Here is a 14,294-nt window from a genome sequence, read left to right on the forward strand (position 1 = left end):
GAAGGCGCGCAAGCGCGCGGCGAGGCCAGCCAGCGGCGGATGGCCACGCCACTGCCCGCCCACAGCGCAATGCAGGGCAGGCCCACAGCAAAGGTGATGAGGGCAAACAACAGGCCGGCAGCCAGCGGGTCCATATGCTTGGGCAAGAACACCACAGCGATATTGAAACCCATCAGCCACACCTTGGGGTTGAGCCAGTTGAACAGCAAGCCACCAGAAAAGCCCATCGGCGCTGTCGCGCCATCAGCCTTGTCCACCGCACCTGCCCGCGCCATGCCCCAGGACAGCCACAACAGGTAACTGCAACCGGCCAGTGCCAGATACAGCTGCACGCTGCTGATCAGCCCTGCCACCTGCCCCAGGAATACCGTCATCAGGCCGATCTGCACGGCCAGTCCCAGTGCCATGCCCAGCAAGGCCGGCAGCGTGCGGCTGAAACCGTAATTGACGCCGGACGAGGCCAGCACCAGGTTGTTGGGGCCGGGGGTGATGGACATCACCAGCAGATAGGTGACCAGGGCAACAAGATTCATGACAACTCCAGGGCAGTGCTGGCGGTGGACAGGCTTGCCGTAATCCGGCTTGTGGCCCGACAGGCAAACCCTGCCACCGCACCATGTTTTTGATGCTGTCATGGTACGTAAAGCGACTGGACAATAACAGATTCAGAAAAATACAATTGAAACCATAACAGTTATACAATCTCCAAACTGTTATGGTCCACTTTGCCAAAAACTGTGCCGGACAGCCGTCCGCCGCCCAAGGAATGCACCATGAATCAGGAGCCGCTCTACCAGCAGCTGGTCAATGAATGGATCACGCTGATCCAGAACGGCGTAATGCAGGCTGGCGAACGGCTGCCTTCTGTCCGCAAGGCCTGTGACATCCACAAGGTCAGCCCGTCCACCATCCTGCTGGCCTACCGCACGCTGGAAGACCGCGGCTTCATCGAAGCGCGGCCGCAATCCGGCTTTTATGTCAAAGCCGCTGCCAGCCTGCCCTTGCCACGCATGCGCCGCCAGAGCGAAGCCGCCCCCACCGGCGAAGTGGTGGACCATATCGAAGCGGTAATGCGAGTACAGACGTCAGCTGATTTCATCGACCTGTCCCTGGCTAGCCCGCGCGGCAGCGACTTCTACCCTACCAACCGCTTCAAGCACATCATGGGGCGCTTGCTGCGCCAGCAACCGGAGCTGACCACCGACTACCCCTTCCCGCCCGGCTCGGCCCGCTTGCGCCGCCAGATTGCCCAGCGCGCCGTCAGCTGGGGCTGTGTGCTGGCACCGGACGATATCGTCATCACCAATGGCTGCTCCGAAGCGCTGCAACTAGCCTTGCGCGCCGTGTGCAAGCCGGGTGATACGGTGGGGCTGGAATCACCCACCTATTTTTACTTGCTGCCCTTGCTCAAAAGCCTGGGCCTGTCGGTGATCGAGATTCCCACTCACCCCAATAGCGGGCTGTCGCTGGATGCACTGGAATTGCTGCTGTCGGAAAAGCGGCTGCAAGCCATCGTGGCCATGCCCACCGTGCACAATCCGCTGGGCAGCACCATGCCGCCGGAAGCCAAGCGCCGACTGGCGCAACTGGTCAACGACTACCGCATCCCGCTGATCGAGGATGCACCACACGCCGACCTGCACTACGGCAGCCAGACACCGGATGCGGTAAAGGCCTTCGACCGCGATGGCTGGGTGCTGCTGTGTTCGAGCTATAGCAAGACACTGGCACCGGGCTTTCGCATTGGCTGGATTGCCGCCGGGCGCTTTGCCCGCGAAGTATTGCAACTGAAATGCGCCAGCTCGCTGGGGCAGCCACGGCTGCTGGAAGAAACCCTGGCCGAATATCTGGAAAGCGGCGGTTACGACCATCACCTGCGGCTGATCCGCCGCCATTTCATGAGCCAGATGGAACGACTGCGTGGCACGGTGGCCAGCCGCTTTCCCCAAGGTACCCGCGCCACCCTGCCCTCCGGCGGCTGCCTGCTGTGGGTGGAACTGCCCGCCGGGGTGGATACGCTGGAGCTGTTTCACGCCGCGCTGGCCGAACGCATTACCGTGGTGCCCGGGGTGATGTATTCGGCACGTGGCCGCTACCGCAACTGCCTGCGGCTGTCCTGCTGCTATCCGTGGAACGAAGCCTACGAGCGGGCGCTGGTGCGAGTGGGCGAGCTGGCTTCCGACATGGGGGCCAACCTGGGAGAAAACGGCCTGGTGACACTGGGGGAGTGAACCCTCGGCATGTCTGATCCTGATCAGAGCCTGTTGCCCACCGCATGGCTAAGCTGCCCGGCCCGGTGTCGGACAATTGTCGCTGCGGGATGAATCGACTATGCTCGGAACACCCCGGACGTCAGGACAGCCCGGCCGACACCCCCGAAACACCCCATAGCAGCGAGTGATGACCCCATGTGCCAGCTATTAGGCATGAATTGCAACACCCCCACCGACATCCTGTTTTCCTTTGAAGGCTTCCACCGCCGTGGCGGCCTCACCGACCACCATGCCGATGGCTGGGGCATTGCCTTTTTTGAAGGCAAGGGTTGCCGCATCTTTCTGGACGACAAGCCCTCGGTGGAATCCGCCGTCGCCCATCTGGTACGCAATTACCCGATCAAGTCGCAAAACGTCATCGCCCACATCCGCAAGGCCACCCAGGGCGAGGTGAATCTGGCCAATACCCACCCCTTCATGCGCGAGATGTGGGGTCAGTACTGGATTTTCGCCCACAATGGCGACCTGAAAACCTTCCAGCCCGAAGCCGGCTGTCACTTCAACCCGGTGGGCACCACCGACTCGGAACGCGCCTTTTGCTACCTGCTGGAGCAATTGCGCAGCAAGTGGTGCAGCGCGCCGCAGCTGGATGAGCTGTTTGCCGAAATCGACCGGCTGGCGGCCGAAATCCGCCAGCATGGCGTGTTCAACTTCATGCTGAGCAATGGCGAAGTACTGTTTGCCCACTGCGCCACCAATCTGCACTACATCATCCGCCAGGCGCCTTTCAACAAGGCCCATCTGGTGGACGACGATGTCACCGTGGATTTTTCCACCGTCACCACGCCGTACGACCGCGTGGCCGTGGTAGCCACCCAGCCGTTGACCGACAACGAAAGCTGGACCCAGCTACTGCCCGGCCAGCTATTGCTGTTTCGTGACGGCGCACCGCTGCTGACCAGCGGCAACTGAAGACAAGGGTTTATCGCAATACTCGGCCGTTTCCAGTGGAAACGGCTTTTTCGTTTGCGGCCCGTCCTTTCCGCGTTATGCTGTTTGAAAGGCCACTTCTGCAAGATGGATAACAATAGCGCCACCGGAGAGACATCATGAGCCGTTTTGACTTCAGCCATCCGCCCTTCGACACCCTGACGCCCAGCGAACAGCAAACGCTGGAAAAACACGCCGACATCCAGTTTTTTGCCGAGGAAGAATGCCTGCTTGGCCCCAGCGACAAGGTGGATGCCCTGTACGTGGTGCTCAAGGGCAGCGTGCGTGAAATGGCAGGCGACGAAGTCATCACCCTCTACCGCGAACGCGATACCTTCGACGCCCGCGCCATGGTGGCCGGGCAGACGCCACACCGCTTTGTGGTGCATGAAGAAGCCCTGCTCTACACCCTGCCACGCGACGTGGTGCTGGCATTGACCGAACAGAACCCGCGTTTTGGTGCGTACTTTTATGCCAGCGTGTCGGAAAAATTCGGCAGCATGGCGCAGCGCGCGGGCAACCGCGAACTGCAAACCCTGCTCACCGCCACAGTGCGGGACGTCGGCAGCCGCACCCCGGTATTCGTGGACGGCAGCACCAGCGTGCGCGAAGCGGCGCGGGTGATGAAGGACAAGAAGGTCAAATCGGTACTGGTACGCCATGACGGCAAGCTGGGTATTTTCACCACCACCGATTTTCGCGACATCGTGCTCAACGAAGTCCCCGGCAGCACGCCACTGGCCACGCTGTGCCGCTTCGAACTGCTGACCGTCGATGTGGGTGACTTTCTGTTCAACGCCCTGCTGATCATGACCCGGCGCAATATCCGCCGCCTGGTGGTCACCGACAATGGCCAGGCCATCGGCATTTTGTCGCAGGTGGACATCCTGTCCTACTTCTCCAACCACTCGCACCTGATTGCCCAGCGGCTGGAGCGCGCCGACACCCTGGACGAGCTGGCGGAAATCGCCGGGCAGATCACCCGTCTGGTGCAAATCCTGTTCAGCCACGGTGTGAAAGCGCCGCAACTGGGACGGCTGGTGCAAACGCTCAATGCCCGGCTGTTCTCCCGCACCTGGCAGCTATTGGCCCCGGCAGAAGTGCAGGACAACAGCTGTCTGCTGGTAATGGGTTCGGAAGGACGTGGCGAGCAGATTCTCAAGACCGATCAGGACAATGCGCTGATCCTGCGCAACGGCTTCAACCACCCGGAGCTGCCCGCCATCTGCGAAGCCTTTTCTGCCGCACTGGCCCGTTTTGGCTACCCGCCCTGCCAGGGCCAGATCATGGTCAACAATGCCGCCTGGCGGCTGACCGAAAGCCAGCTGCAACAGCAGATTCACCAATGGGTGTACCAGCCGGATGGTGCCGCGCTGATGAACCTGGCCATTTACGTGGATGCCGAAGCCGTCGCCGGCGATGCCAGCCTGCTGGAACGCAGCCATGCCTATTTGCTGCAACAATTGCGCGACGATGCCAGCTTTTTCTCCCGCTTTGCCCGCGCCATCGAACAGTTCGACACCCCTTTGGGCTTGTTCTCTCACTTGTTGACCAAGGAGCGTAACGGCAAGGCCATGCTGGACCTGAAAAAAGGCGGCATTTTCCCGCTGGTGCATGGCGTGCGTTCACTCTCACTGGAACACGGAATCAGCCAGTGCAACACCTTCGACCGGCTGCACGCACTGGCCGAAGCCGGTCATCTGGACAAGGAGCTGGCCATTGAAATTGCCGAATCGCTGTCCTTCCTGCTTACGCTCAAACTGAGCCAGGGTTTGCAGCAGCTGTCGCTGGGCAAACTGCCGGGCAACCAGATTGAACCGGACCAACTCTCCACACTGGAACGCGACCTGCTGAAAGATGCACTGGCGGTGGTGAAGAAATTCCGCACCCAGCTGCGTCATCACTTCCGCCTGGGGAGCTTCTGATGCTGGGCAATCTCAAACGCCAGTGGCAGCGCCGCATGCTGAAAGACCCGCGCTATGCCAGCCTGTTTGTCGACGACACGCAGGAAGTAGTGAGCGTGGACTGCGAAACCACCAGCCTGAAAGTGCAGGAAGCCGAGCTGTTGTCGATTGGCGCGGTGAAGCTGCGCGGCAACCGCATCCTGTCCAGCCAGTCTTTTTATGTGCTGGTCAAACCCACGCGCAAGCTGGAAAGCCGCAATATCAGCATTCACGGGCTGCGGCCCATGGATGTGTCGGAAGGTCTGGATGCTGACGACGCGGTGCGGCAATTGCTGGACTTCATCGGCGGGCGGCCACTGGTGGGCTATTACCTGGAATACGATGTGGCCGTGCTCAACAAGTATGTGCGCGGCATCACCGGCATCAGCCTGCCCAACCGGCAGATCGAAGTCTCCGGCCGCTATTACGACTACAAGTTCAAGCAAAACCCCGGTGCCTACATCGACCTGCGGCTGGCCGAGCTGATTGCCGACCTGCAAGTACCGGCCCTGCCGCGTCACGACGCGCTGAACGACGCCATTACCGCCGGCATGCTGTACCTGGCCTTGAAACAGCGCGGTTTTGGCTGACAAGCCCCTTATGCCGTGAAATGCAAAAAACCCGGCCGAAGCCGGGTTTGTCTTGCATGCCTGCTGTAAGCGCAGGCTCAGTAGCCCATTTCCTCGTGCTGGGTTTCCACCTGCGTGCCAGCGCCCAGTGACATCATCAGCAAGGCGATGCGCTCATGCACGATCACAGTATGGCTATTACCGGAAAACTGCATGAAACGACGCAAATCTTCCCGCACCTTACGCGAACCGGTGACATCAATGATGATATCCACCTGATCGCCCTGTTCAGCAATCTCGATGAAGTTGCTGGTCACCGGAACACCGCGCTCGCGCGCCAGCGCGATACCGGGCAGACGCAGATCCAGATCAGCCACACCCACCATCTCAACAAACGGCGCATCCAGCAATTGCCGCAACAAAGGAGTGCCAGTGACACCTGCGCCAATCATGCCGATTCGGTATTTTTCCATTTCACCCTCGAAGCCAGGCAGCTGATTATGCCCTTAGAATAAGAGCGCATACTCTAGCAGCTGACTTCGAACCCGGATTTGAGACAAATCAAACAGCTGGCACACGGCAGGAAAACCCTTGGCATCCCAAACCGACATGCACACGGCCAGCAGACTCAGTGCAGGCTCTGCCGTGACAGAAAACGCAGATAGCCCACGCCTTCCAGCCAGAATCCACCATCAGCCAGCGGCGTGGCGTCTTCCAGCTCACCCAGCGTCAGGACTAGGTCCTGGCCATCGACATGCGCTTCCAGCACGATGTCGTCTTCGTCGGCAAATTCTTCCGATGCGCCGTGTTGATCGGGTTTGATGAACTGGTTGTTGACCTGAATGTAATCAGACTCATTGAGCAAGCGCAGGATGTTCATGGCAGCCTCCGTGTAATGCAGTTGAGAGACAAGGTCACAGCCGACAGTCACCTGCAGTGATGCAACCGTTTGCCGCCACAGCACTGTCAGGCCGATGCAGCATCAGTACGCACCCTTCATCACAGCCAGCCACGTTCGGCGAACGACACCGCCTGGCTGCCCGTTACCACAAAATGATCAAGCAAACGGCAGTCCACCAGGGCAAGGGTTTGCGTGAGGCTGCCGGTCAGCGCACGGTCTGCCGCCGAAGGTTCTGCCACCCCGGACGGGTGGTTGTGCGCCACAATTACCGCAGCCGCATTGTGCTGCAGACAGCGACGCGCCACTTCACGCGGGTAGACCCTGGTTTCAGTCAAGGTACCGCTAGCCACCTCCTCCACTGTAATCACCCGGTGCTGCGCAGTGAGGAACAGCACCACAAACACTTCGATATCACGCCTGCCTATCACCCAGCGCAGATAGTCCTTGACTGCATCCGGGCTGCTCAGCGCATCACTAAGGTTCATTTCTTCGGCCAGTGCGCGGCGCGCCAGTTCCTTGCTGGCCATCAACTGGGCATATTTTGCCGCTCCCAGTCCGGGACAGCGCTCAAACGCTGCCAGATCACAATTGAGCAGCGCGGCTAGGGAGCCAAACTCGGCCAGCAAATGCCTGGCCATGTCCACCGCCGTCATTCCCTTGATGCCGGTGCGCAGGAAGATGGCCAGCAACTCGGCATCGGATAGCGCAGCAGCGCCACGGGCCAGCAGTTTTTCGCGCGGCCGTTCTGCCAGCGGCCAATCATTAATGGACATCAATCATCTTCCTTACTTTGGCTATAGCCTGTTTGCACGCAGTGAGCAAACATCATATCCATGTCGCGGTACTTCTCTGTGCTGGCCAAGGACCAGTTGCAAAGCGCTGCGCGACCTTGGCCGATTTCCGTTAAAATGCGCTCTTTATTGCACACTCCTTCAAGACAGCCATGACAGCCCGACGCATCCTGCTAGGTGTGAGCGGCGGCATTGCCGCCTACAAAGCAGCCGAACTCACCCGCCTGCTGGTCAAGGCCGGTCATACGGTGGAAGTGGTGATGACCGAGTCCGCCACCCGCTTTGTCACCCCGGTCACTTTTCAGGCCCTGTCCGGCCACGCGGTTTACACCGACCTGTGGGATCCGCGACCGGACAATGCGATGGCGCATATCGAACTGTCGCGCCGGGCGGATGCCTTCCTGATTGCCCCGGCCAGCACCAACCTGCTGTTCAAGCTGGCCCACGGCGTGAGTGATGACCTGATTTCCACCCTGGCCGCCGCCCGCACCTGTCCGCTGATCGTCGCTCCGGCAATGAACCGCCAGATGTGGCAAAACCCGCCCACCCAGCGCAATGTCGCCCAGCTGAAGGCAGACGGGGTGTCGGTTTGGGGACCGGACAGCGGTGAACAAGCCTGCGGCGAAGTGGGCGAAGGACGCATGCTGGAGCCGGAAGCACTTGCCGAAATGCTGGAAGGCTTTTTTGTAGCCAAAACCCTGGCCGGCAAAAAAGTGGTGCTGACCGCCGGCCCCACGTATGAAGCCATCGACACCGTGCGTGGCATCACCAATATCAGCTCCGGTAAAATGGGCTATGCACTGGCACGCGCCTGCCGCGACGCCGGTGCCGACGTAACGCTGATTTCCGGCCCCACCGGCATGCCCGCACCACAGGGCATGACCCGCATCAATGTGGACAGCGCACGGCAAATGCACGATAGCGTGATGCAGACTGTCGGCGCCGCGGACATTTTCATCAGTGTGGCTGCGGTGGCTGACTACCGGGTGAAAAACCGCTCGGAACACAAGATCAAGAAAGGCGCAGGCCTGCCAGTGATCGAACTGGAAGAAAACCCGGACATCCTGGCCACGGTAGCCAGCCTGCCCGCCGCACCGTTCTGTGTCGGCTTTGCCGCCGAAAGCCAGAACCTGCTGGAATTTGCCGAAAGCAAACGCAAGAAAAAGCGGCTGCCGCTGCTGGTGGCCAATCTGGCGCAACACGCCATGGGTGCGGACAGCAACCAGGTTGTGCTGCTGGACGATGCCGGAGCCCATGCGCTGCCGGACATGCCCAAGCCCGCCGTGGCCCGGGCCATTGTCGAGCATCTGACCCGTCTGCTGCCCCGTTAAGTCGCAACCACAATCCGACCTTGCCCCAAGGCAGGCCCGCGCGGCCTGCCTGCCCATTTGATTCGCAGGAATACCATCATGAAACCTGTTGTAGACGTCAAAGTGCTGGACCCGCGCCTGCACGACAACCTGCCCGATTACGCCACACCCGGTTCTGCCGGCCTGGACCTCAGGGCTGCCATTGACAAGGACTTGCTGATTGCACCGGGTGAAACCCAACTGGTGCCCACCGGCATGGCCATTCACATTGCCGACCCCAAACTGGCCGCCATGATCCTGCCGCGCTCCGGCCTGGGCCACAAGCATGGCATCGTGCTGGGCAATCTGGTCGGCCTGATCGACTCCGACTACCAGGGCCAGCTCTTCGTTTCGGTATGGAACCGGGGCCACACCGCCTTCCACCTGACTCCGCTGGAACGCATTGCCCAGATGATCATCGTGCCGGTGGTTCAGGTGCAGTTCAATCTGGTGGATGACTTCGACCAGTCCGAACGTGGCGAAGGCGGCTTTGGCAGTACCGGCCGCAGTTGATGGATCAAGGCCGGTCAGACTCTGACCGGCCTTCTTCATGGCATAAACCGCTTGGGATATCTATACTGGGACAGCATTTGTCATGAATGAACCCCAGCGCAGCAGACATTGCCTCACAGGACATGCGTAGCACTCGTACACCGAACATGCCATCCGCCCAACCCTTGCCGGACATCCTCGACAGCCTGGTGGCGCTGACCGCCCAGCGGGAACGCCGTACGCTGGAAATCAGCCTGCTCACCACCTTGCGCGAGCTGCTGAAGGACTGCACGGTAGCGTTGTACAACTGCCGCTGGATTGACGGCCATCCCTGGTGGCGCATCCAGCTGGACAGCCTGGACGAGCTACCCCAGCAAAACCAGCCATGGACCCTGCCCGGCAGCAAAATGCTGCGCATCCTGTTGCAACAGGATGAACGCCAGGACGTCTACTCCACCGATACCGGCCTGTGCCTGCCGCTGTATCAGGCCAATCAGGTGGTGGCGGTACTGATGATCACACCGCATGAAGGGGTGCAGGTGGATCACACCCTGCTGCTGGCGCTGGCACGCATCCATGAAAACTTTCTCAACCTGCTGCACGCCTCGGACAGTGACACCCTCACCGGGCTTTTCAACCGCCGCAAGTTTGACAACCAGCTGTTTGCCAGGGTTGCCCAGCAGCAGGCCGGCACGCCACGGTTGCCGTATCTGGCCTTGCTGGACATCGACCATTTCAAGCAAGTGAACGATACCTACGGCCACATCATTGGTGACGAAGTATTGCTGATGCTGGCGCAACGCATGCAGCAGTTCTTTGGCGAAGATGACGGCCTGTTCCGCTATGGCGGCGAAGAATTCGCCATCCTGTTCAGCGCGGTCAGTGATGAAAAGGCACAGGCCATTCTGGAAGGTTTTTGCACCCGCATTGCCACTCAGCCCTTTCCGCAAGTCGGCCAGGTCACAGTCAGCATCGGCTTTACCAGACTGGGCAGCTGCATGGTGCCAGCCCAGTTGATAGAACGTGCCGACAAGGCGCTGTACCACTCCAAATCCCATGGCCGCAATCAGGCAAACCAGTTTGAAGCCCTGCAACAACAGGGTATGGTGAGCGAAGCCGAAGTCGCCAGCGGCGACATCGACCTGTTCTGACACCAATACAGCCTTAGCGCAGCGAAAATGCCTCGTGGTGAAAGCGCGGCGGTACGGCACGTGCGGCCAGTTGCTGCTGCAAGCTGCGCCCCAGGCCTTCCGGACCACAAAACCAGACATCACTGGCCGCGGGCAAGGCATCAGCCTGCAAGCGTTGTCCTTTGTCACTTTCCAGTACATGCAGACGGATACCCAGCTGGCGGCATGCCGTGCGTATTTCTTCCAGCGCCGCAGCTTCTGCCGCATGGCGCACACAGTAGTAGAAATCGACCGGCACCGTCAGTGGCCGCCAGGCGGCCTGCAACCAGGCCAGAAACGGCGTCACGCCCACACCACCGGCCACCCACACTTGCGGGCCTTCCAGTGGCCGTCCATCCACCGCACCGGTAAAGCCGCCATACGGCCCTTCCACCTCGACAGCCATCCCCACTTGCAAGCGACCGGCCAGGCTGGATGTGTAGTCGCCCAGTGCCTTGATGACAAAACGCAGCTCGCCATGACCTGGCCAGGCCGACGCAATGGTGAAGGGGTGAGTCCCTTCTTTTGCATCCAGTCGCAGCAAGGCAAACTGCCCGGCCTGATGCCCAGGCCAGCGCGGCAGCAGGCAGCTCACCTCCAGCATATTGCCCGGCAGGGGGCGCAGCGCAGTGATGCTGCCTGCATGACGTTGCAGACTGCCGGTTTTACCCTGTAACGAAGCCAGGCCGGCAAATACACCAGCCAGCATGGCAATGGCCAGGCCCCAACCCAGCGGCGTCCACCAGAAGGCCTGCGGAGTAAGGATGACGCTGTGAAACACCCCCATCAGGTAGACCGGGGCAAACAGCCGGTGCAATTTGCGCCAGAAGCCATACGGCACCATGCGCAGCAAGGCAATGATCACCAGGCCCAGAATCACCCAGGCTGCCCATTCCCCCACCTGTTTGGCCAGACCGGTCCAGGAAAACACATGCGGATGAAACGGCTTGTGGCGCGGAGCAAGCCAGCCCAGCTGCATCAACCAGCGCGGCGACAAGTCCAGCAACCAGTGGCCTGCCAGCATCAGGCCGGCAGCAATCCCCAGCCGACGGTGCAGGCGATACAGCTTGTCCAGACCACCCCACAGCTTTTCCAGCCACAAGGGGCGGATGCCCAGCAGCATGCCCAGCGACATCAGCATGATCAGCTCCACGCCGCTCAGCAGCATCAGCTCATGCCGCCAGGCAAAATAATTGTCCGGCCAGGGAATATAAAGCGCGTGACACAGCACGAAAGCCAGTGCCGTCAGCAACATGGCCGACGCCAGCGGATAGTCTGTCCAGCGGAATGATTTCACGATATCGCCCCGAAAATAAGATTCAGGACATTTAACTAAGCAGGCATGTCGCAGTGTTGTCGCCCGCAGCCGGAAATGTTGCTGATTGATAATCGGGCCAGCTGTCTTAACAAATGTTCGCAAATCAGCGCAAAACCGGCCCCCTACCATGCAGCGCTATTGACATCCACCCCGGCGGCCCCATTTAATTCCCACTTTTAGCGCGCCGTATACTTTGCAGCGTCTCACTTACTCTCCCCGAACAGGAAAATCTCATGGCCATTACCGTAAACGGCGTCGAAATCACTGAAGCCATGGTGCAAGCAGAACAGGAAAACCACACAGATGCGCCCAACCCGCGCGATGCCACCATCCAGGAACTGGTGCTGCGTGAACTGCTGCTGCAAAAAGCCAAGGCCGAAGGCCTGGACGCTGCCAACCCGAATGCCGCCATTGGCGCCCTGCTGGAAAAGGAAATCCAGGTAGAGCCGGTGGACGAAGCCACCTGCCGCGCCTTCTACGACGAATACCCGGAACGCTTTGCCAGCGGCGAATCCGCCGTGGCCAGCCACATCCTGTTCCCGCTGGGTGGCGGTGACGAACTGGGCAATATGCTGGCCAAATCCAAGGCTGAAGGCGTGCTGGCCGAAGTACAAGCCAACCCGTCCCGCTTTGCCGACCTGGCCCGTGAGCACTCCACCTGCCCGTCCGGCCAGCAAGGCGGCAGCCTGGGCCAGTTCGGTCGTGGCCAGATGGTGCCGGAATTCGAACAAGCGGTATTCAGCACCGAAGCCGGCCAGATCACCCCGAATCTGGTACAAACCCAGTTTGGCTACCACATCATCCAGGTGAACGAGCGCAATCAGGGCGGCCAGATCAGCTTTGACGACATCAAGCAGCGTCTGCAGCAATACCTGACCCAGATGGCCGGCAACAAAGCCATGCACGAATACCTGGCTGGCCTGGTACAAGCCGCCAAGATCGAAGGCTACAGCATGCCTGCCCTGTAAGGCAGCGGCCTCGCATTTAGCTGCATGCAGACAAAGCCGGGCTTGCCCGGCTTTGTTTTACCAGGCAATTAAACAAAAACAGAAAACTGTTTCAAACAAAACGGAAAGCGTTAACAGCGCTCCGGTAACAGAAGGACACGGCCATGCACTTGTTCTGGTTCTTGATTGTCGGCGTTGTCGCCGGCTGGCTGGCAGGTTTGCTGATCAAGGGAGAAGGCTTCGGACTGCTGGGCGACATGCTGATCGGCATCATCGGCGCCTATATCGGTGGCTATCTGTTTGGTGTGCTGGGCCTGAGCGTCCACGGCATGCTGGGCCACATCATCATGGCCACCGCCGGAGCCAGTGCACTGCTGCTGGTAGTACGCCTGCTCAAGCGGATATAAAGCCACAAGCGGGCCGGCTGGCTGCCAGCCCGCCATGCAGCATCAGGCACGCGGCGGCTGGTTCAGCCCGGCCTGCACCGCCGGACGGTCAACAAAGGCCTCCAGCACACGCTGTACTTCGACAAAATCGGCATAGCCCACCAGCTCGCCCGCACCATAAAACTGCACCAGATTGCGTACCCAGGGCAGGATGGCCATGTCGGCAATGGTGTATTCATCACCCATGATCCAGCGTCGCCCTTTCAGGCGGGCATCCAGCACACCCAGCAAGCGGCGCGATTCCGCCACATAACGGTCACGCGGACGCTTGTCCTCGATATCCTTGCCGGCAAATTTGTGGAAGAAACCCAGCTGGCCAAACATCGGCCCCACCCCGCCCATCTGGAACATCAGCCACTGGATGGTTTCATAACGCAGCGCCGCGTCAGCAGGCAGGAACTTGCCGGTCTTCTCCGCCAGATACAGCAGGATGGCGCCGGATTCGAACAAGGCCAGCGGCTTGCCATCCGGCCCGTTGGGGTCGAGGATGGCCGGAATCTTGTTGTTCGGATTGAGTGACAGGAACGCCGGACTGAACTGGTCGTTGGTTTCAAAGCTGACCAGATGCGCCTCATACGGCAGGCCGCACTCCTCCAGCATGATGGACACCTTCACACCATTGGGCGTGGGCAGCGAATACAGTTGCAGACGGTCCGGATGTTGCGCCGGCCATTTGCCGGTAATGGCGAAAGAGGACAAATCAGTCATGAGTGCGCCTTGCTAAGGGTCAGCCGGGCTGACCGGAGGATTGCGAAAGTAAACCAGCGTTGTTGCATAGTATGGGCAAAGCCGGGTGCAACAAGAACAATCGGCAGAACGCAGTGTTTTGCTGGCTGATCAAACACCCATCAACTGCGCCAGCACCCAGGAGGCCGCCCGGCCGGGCTGGCGCGCTTGCGACCACACCAGATCCACCTGCACCGCCTTGGGCCAGCCGGCCACTTTCAGCTCGGTCAGTTCATCCCCGCCAAAGTTGATGGCCAGCCAGCTGGGCAGCTCGGACCAGCCAAAACCCAGTCGCGTCATTTCCAGCAGCAGCAGGTAGCTGGGGGCAGACCAGCAACGCGCACTGAGCGTGGCGCTGGGTGGGCCGTAGTAGGTGTTGAGCCGCAGCTCGCGCTCGGCGGCCAGTTGCTCGCGGCTGACGCTGGCGAGGCCGGCCAGCG

Annotated in this window: 16 protein-coding genes; 9 read left to right on the forward strand and 7 right to left on the reverse strand. The window is 60.3% G+C overall.

Features of this window, described 5'->3' with window-relative positions:
- Positions 1-533: LysE family translocator (locus AWT75_RS19165; protein WP_062791236.1), on the reverse strand; the 533-nt coding region annotated here is incomplete at its 3' end.
- Positions 534-773: 240 nt separating this feature from the next.
- Here AWT75_RS19165 and AWT75_RS19170 point away from each other — a divergent pair.
- The 4 genes from AWT75_RS19170 (at position 774) to AWT75_RS19185 (ending at position 5,736) form a co-directional block, all read left to right on the forward strand.
- Positions 774-2,231 carry an aminotransferase-like domain-containing protein gene (locus AWT75_RS19170; protein ID WP_045845253.1) on the forward strand — a complete coding sequence of 486 codons (1,458 nt, stop codon included), beginning with the start codon at positions 774-776 and terminating at the stop codon, positions 2,229-2,231.
- Positions 2,232-2,408: 177 nt separating this feature from the next.
- Complete coding sequence (locus AWT75_RS19175; protein WP_062791238.1) at positions 2,409-3,185, forward strand: class II glutamine amidotransferase; 777 nt, start codon at positions 2,409-2,411, stop codon at positions 3,183-3,185.
- A 137-nt stretch (positions 3,186-3,322) separates the two neighbouring features.
- A complete protein-coding gene (locus AWT75_RS19180) occupies positions 3,323-5,128 on the forward strand; it encodes a putative nucleotidyltransferase substrate binding domain-containing protein (protein ID WP_062791240.1) in 1,806 nt (601 codons plus the stop codon).
- Positions 5,128-5,736, forward strand: a complete 609-nt coding sequence (locus AWT75_RS19185) for a 3'-5' exonuclease (RefSeq protein ID WP_062791242.1) — start codon at positions 5,128-5,130, stop codon at positions 5,734-5,736. Before AWT75_RS19180 ends, AWT75_RS19185 begins: the two co-directional genes overlap by 1 nt.
- A gap of 77 nt (positions 5,737-5,813) precedes the next feature.
- On the opposite strand, the gene AWT75_RS19190 is transcribed toward AWT75_RS19185, so the two are convergent.
- The 3 genes from AWT75_RS19190 to radC all read right to left on the reverse strand — a co-directional run bounded on the left by AWT75_RS19190 (position 5,814) and on the right by radC (position 7,389).
- Positions 5,814-6,188, reverse strand: coding sequence for an oxidoreductase (locus tag AWT75_RS19190; RefSeq protein ID WP_045845257.1), 375 nt, complete (start codon positions 6,186-6,188; stop codon positions 5,814-5,816).
- 155 nt (positions 6,189-6,343) lie between these two features.
- On the reverse strand, positions 6,344-6,595 hold the full coding sequence (locus AWT75_RS19195) for a hypothetical protein (protein WP_045845258.1): 252 nt from the start codon (positions 6,593-6,595) through the stop codon (positions 6,344-6,346).
- A 119-nt stretch (positions 6,596-6,714) separates the two neighbouring features.
- Entirely contained in the window at positions 6,715-7,389 is a 675-nt protein-coding gene (gene radC / locus AWT75_RS19200; protein WP_045845259.1) for a RadC family protein, read from the reverse strand.
- A gap of 170 nt (positions 7,390-7,559) precedes the next feature.
- On the opposite strand from radC, the gene coaBC reads away from it, so the two are divergent.
- From coaBC to AWT75_RS19215, 3 genes are all read left to right on the forward strand, one after another.
- On the forward strand, positions 7,560-8,738 hold the full coding sequence (gene coaBC / locus AWT75_RS19205) for a bifunctional phosphopantothenoylcysteine decarboxylase/phosphopantothenate--cysteine ligase CoaBC (protein WP_062791244.1): 1,179 nt from the start codon (positions 7,560-7,562) through the stop codon (positions 8,736-8,738).
- A gap of 78 nt (positions 8,739-8,816) precedes the next feature.
- Positions 8,817-9,269 carry a dUTP diphosphatase gene (gene dut, locus AWT75_RS19210; protein WP_062791246.1) on the forward strand — a complete coding sequence of 151 codons (453 nt, stop codon included), beginning with the start codon at positions 8,817-8,819 and terminating at the stop codon, positions 9,267-9,269.
- Between the two features lie 86 nt (positions 9,270-9,355).
- Positions 9,356-10,399: a GGDEF domain-containing protein gene (locus AWT75_RS19215; RefSeq protein WP_082696212.1), complete on the forward strand. Its 1,044-nt coding sequence runs from the start codon at positions 9,356-9,358 to the stop codon at positions 10,397-10,399.
- Positions 10,400-10,412: 13 nt separating this feature from the next.
- On the opposite strand, the gene AWT75_RS19220 is transcribed toward AWT75_RS19215, so the two are convergent.
- Complete coding sequence (locus AWT75_RS19220; protein ID WP_161937782.1) at positions 10,413-11,714, reverse strand: ferredoxin reductase family protein; 1,302 nt, start codon at positions 11,712-11,714, stop codon at positions 10,413-10,415.
- Between the two features lie 254 nt (positions 11,715-11,968).
- Here AWT75_RS19220 and AWT75_RS19225 point away from each other — a divergent pair, with 254 nt between their 5' ends.
- Positions 11,969-12,703 carry a peptidylprolyl isomerase gene (locus AWT75_RS19225; RefSeq protein ID WP_062791252.1) on the forward strand — a complete coding sequence of 245 codons (735 nt, stop codon included), beginning with the start codon at positions 11,969-11,971 and terminating at the stop codon, positions 12,701-12,703.
- Positions 12,704-12,846: 143 nt separating this feature from the next.
- Positions 12,847-13,089, forward strand: a complete 243-nt coding sequence (locus AWT75_RS19230) for a GlsB/YeaQ/YmgE family stress response membrane protein (RefSeq protein ID WP_045845264.1) — start codon at positions 12,847-12,849, stop codon at positions 13,087-13,089.
- Between the two features lie 42 nt (positions 13,090-13,131).
- On the opposite strand, the gene AWT75_RS19235 is transcribed toward AWT75_RS19230, so the two are convergent.
- Complete coding sequence (locus tag AWT75_RS19235) at positions 13,132-13,836, reverse strand: glutathione S-transferase N-terminal domain-containing protein (protein WP_062791254.1); 705 nt, start codon at positions 13,834-13,836, stop codon at positions 13,132-13,134.
- A gap of 129 nt (positions 13,837-13,965) precedes the next feature.
- On the reverse strand, positions 13,966-14,294 hold a 329-nt coding region (locus AWT75_RS19240), incomplete at its 5' end, for a LysR substrate-binding domain-containing protein (protein WP_239689669.1).

The organism is Aquitalea pelogenes (genome assembly GCF_001515305.1).
Taxonomy (GTDB): domain Bacteria; phylum Pseudomonadota; class Gammaproteobacteria; order Burkholderiales; family Chromobacteriaceae; genus Aquitalea; species Aquitalea pelogenes.

What these genes read in the sequence shown, in the direction of transcription:
- AWT75_RS19170 (WP_045845253.1), top strand. Translation starts at nt 774, where the DNA reads ATGAATCAGGAGCCGCTCTACCAGCAGCTGGTCAATGAATGGATCACG.
- AWT75_RS19175 (WP_062791238.1), top strand. Translation starts at nt 2,409, where the DNA reads ATGTGCCAGCTATTAGGCATGAATTGCAACACCCCCACCGACATCCTG.
- AWT75_RS19180 (WP_062791240.1), top strand. Translation starts at nt 3,323, where the DNA reads ATGAGCCGTTTTGACTTCAGCCATCCGCCCTTCGACACCCTGACGCCC.
- AWT75_RS19185 (WP_062791242.1), top strand. Translation starts at nt 5,128, where the DNA reads ATGCTGGGCAATCTCAAACGCCAGTGGCAGCGCCGCATGCTGAAAGAC.
- AWT75_RS19190 (WP_045845257.1), bottom strand. Translation starts at nt 6,188, where the DNA reads ATGGAAAAATACCGAATCGGCATGATTGGCGCAGGTGTCACTGGCACT.
- AWT75_RS19195 (WP_045845258.1), bottom strand. Translation starts at nt 6,595, where the DNA reads ATGAACATCCTGCGCTTGCTCAATGAGTCTGATTACATTCAGGTCAAC.
- radC (WP_045845259.1), bottom strand. Translation starts at nt 7,389, where the DNA reads ATGTCCATTAATGATTGGCCGCTGGCAGAACGGCCGCGCGAAAAACTG.
- coaBC (WP_062791244.1), top strand. Translation starts at nt 7,560, where the DNA reads ATGACAGCCCGACGCATCCTGCTAGGTGTGAGCGGCGGCATTGCCGCC.
- dut (WP_062791246.1), top strand. Translation starts at nt 8,817, where the DNA reads ATGAAACCTGTTGTAGACGTCAAAGTGCTGGACCCGCGCCTGCACGAC.
- AWT75_RS19215 (WP_082696212.1), top strand. Translation starts at nt 9,356, where the DNA reads ATGAACCCCAGCGCAGCAGACATTGCCTCACAGGACATGCGTAGCACT.
- AWT75_RS19225 (WP_062791252.1), top strand. Translation starts at nt 11,969, where the DNA reads ATGGCCATTACCGTAAACGGCGTCGAAATCACTGAAGCCATGGTGCAA.
- AWT75_RS19230 (WP_045845264.1), top strand. Translation starts at nt 12,847, where the DNA reads ATGCACTTGTTCTGGTTCTTGATTGTCGGCGTTGTCGCCGGCTGGCTG.
- AWT75_RS19235 (WP_062791254.1), bottom strand. Translation starts at nt 13,836, where the DNA reads ATGACTGATTTGTCCTCTTTCGCCATTACCGGCAAATGGCCGGCGCAA.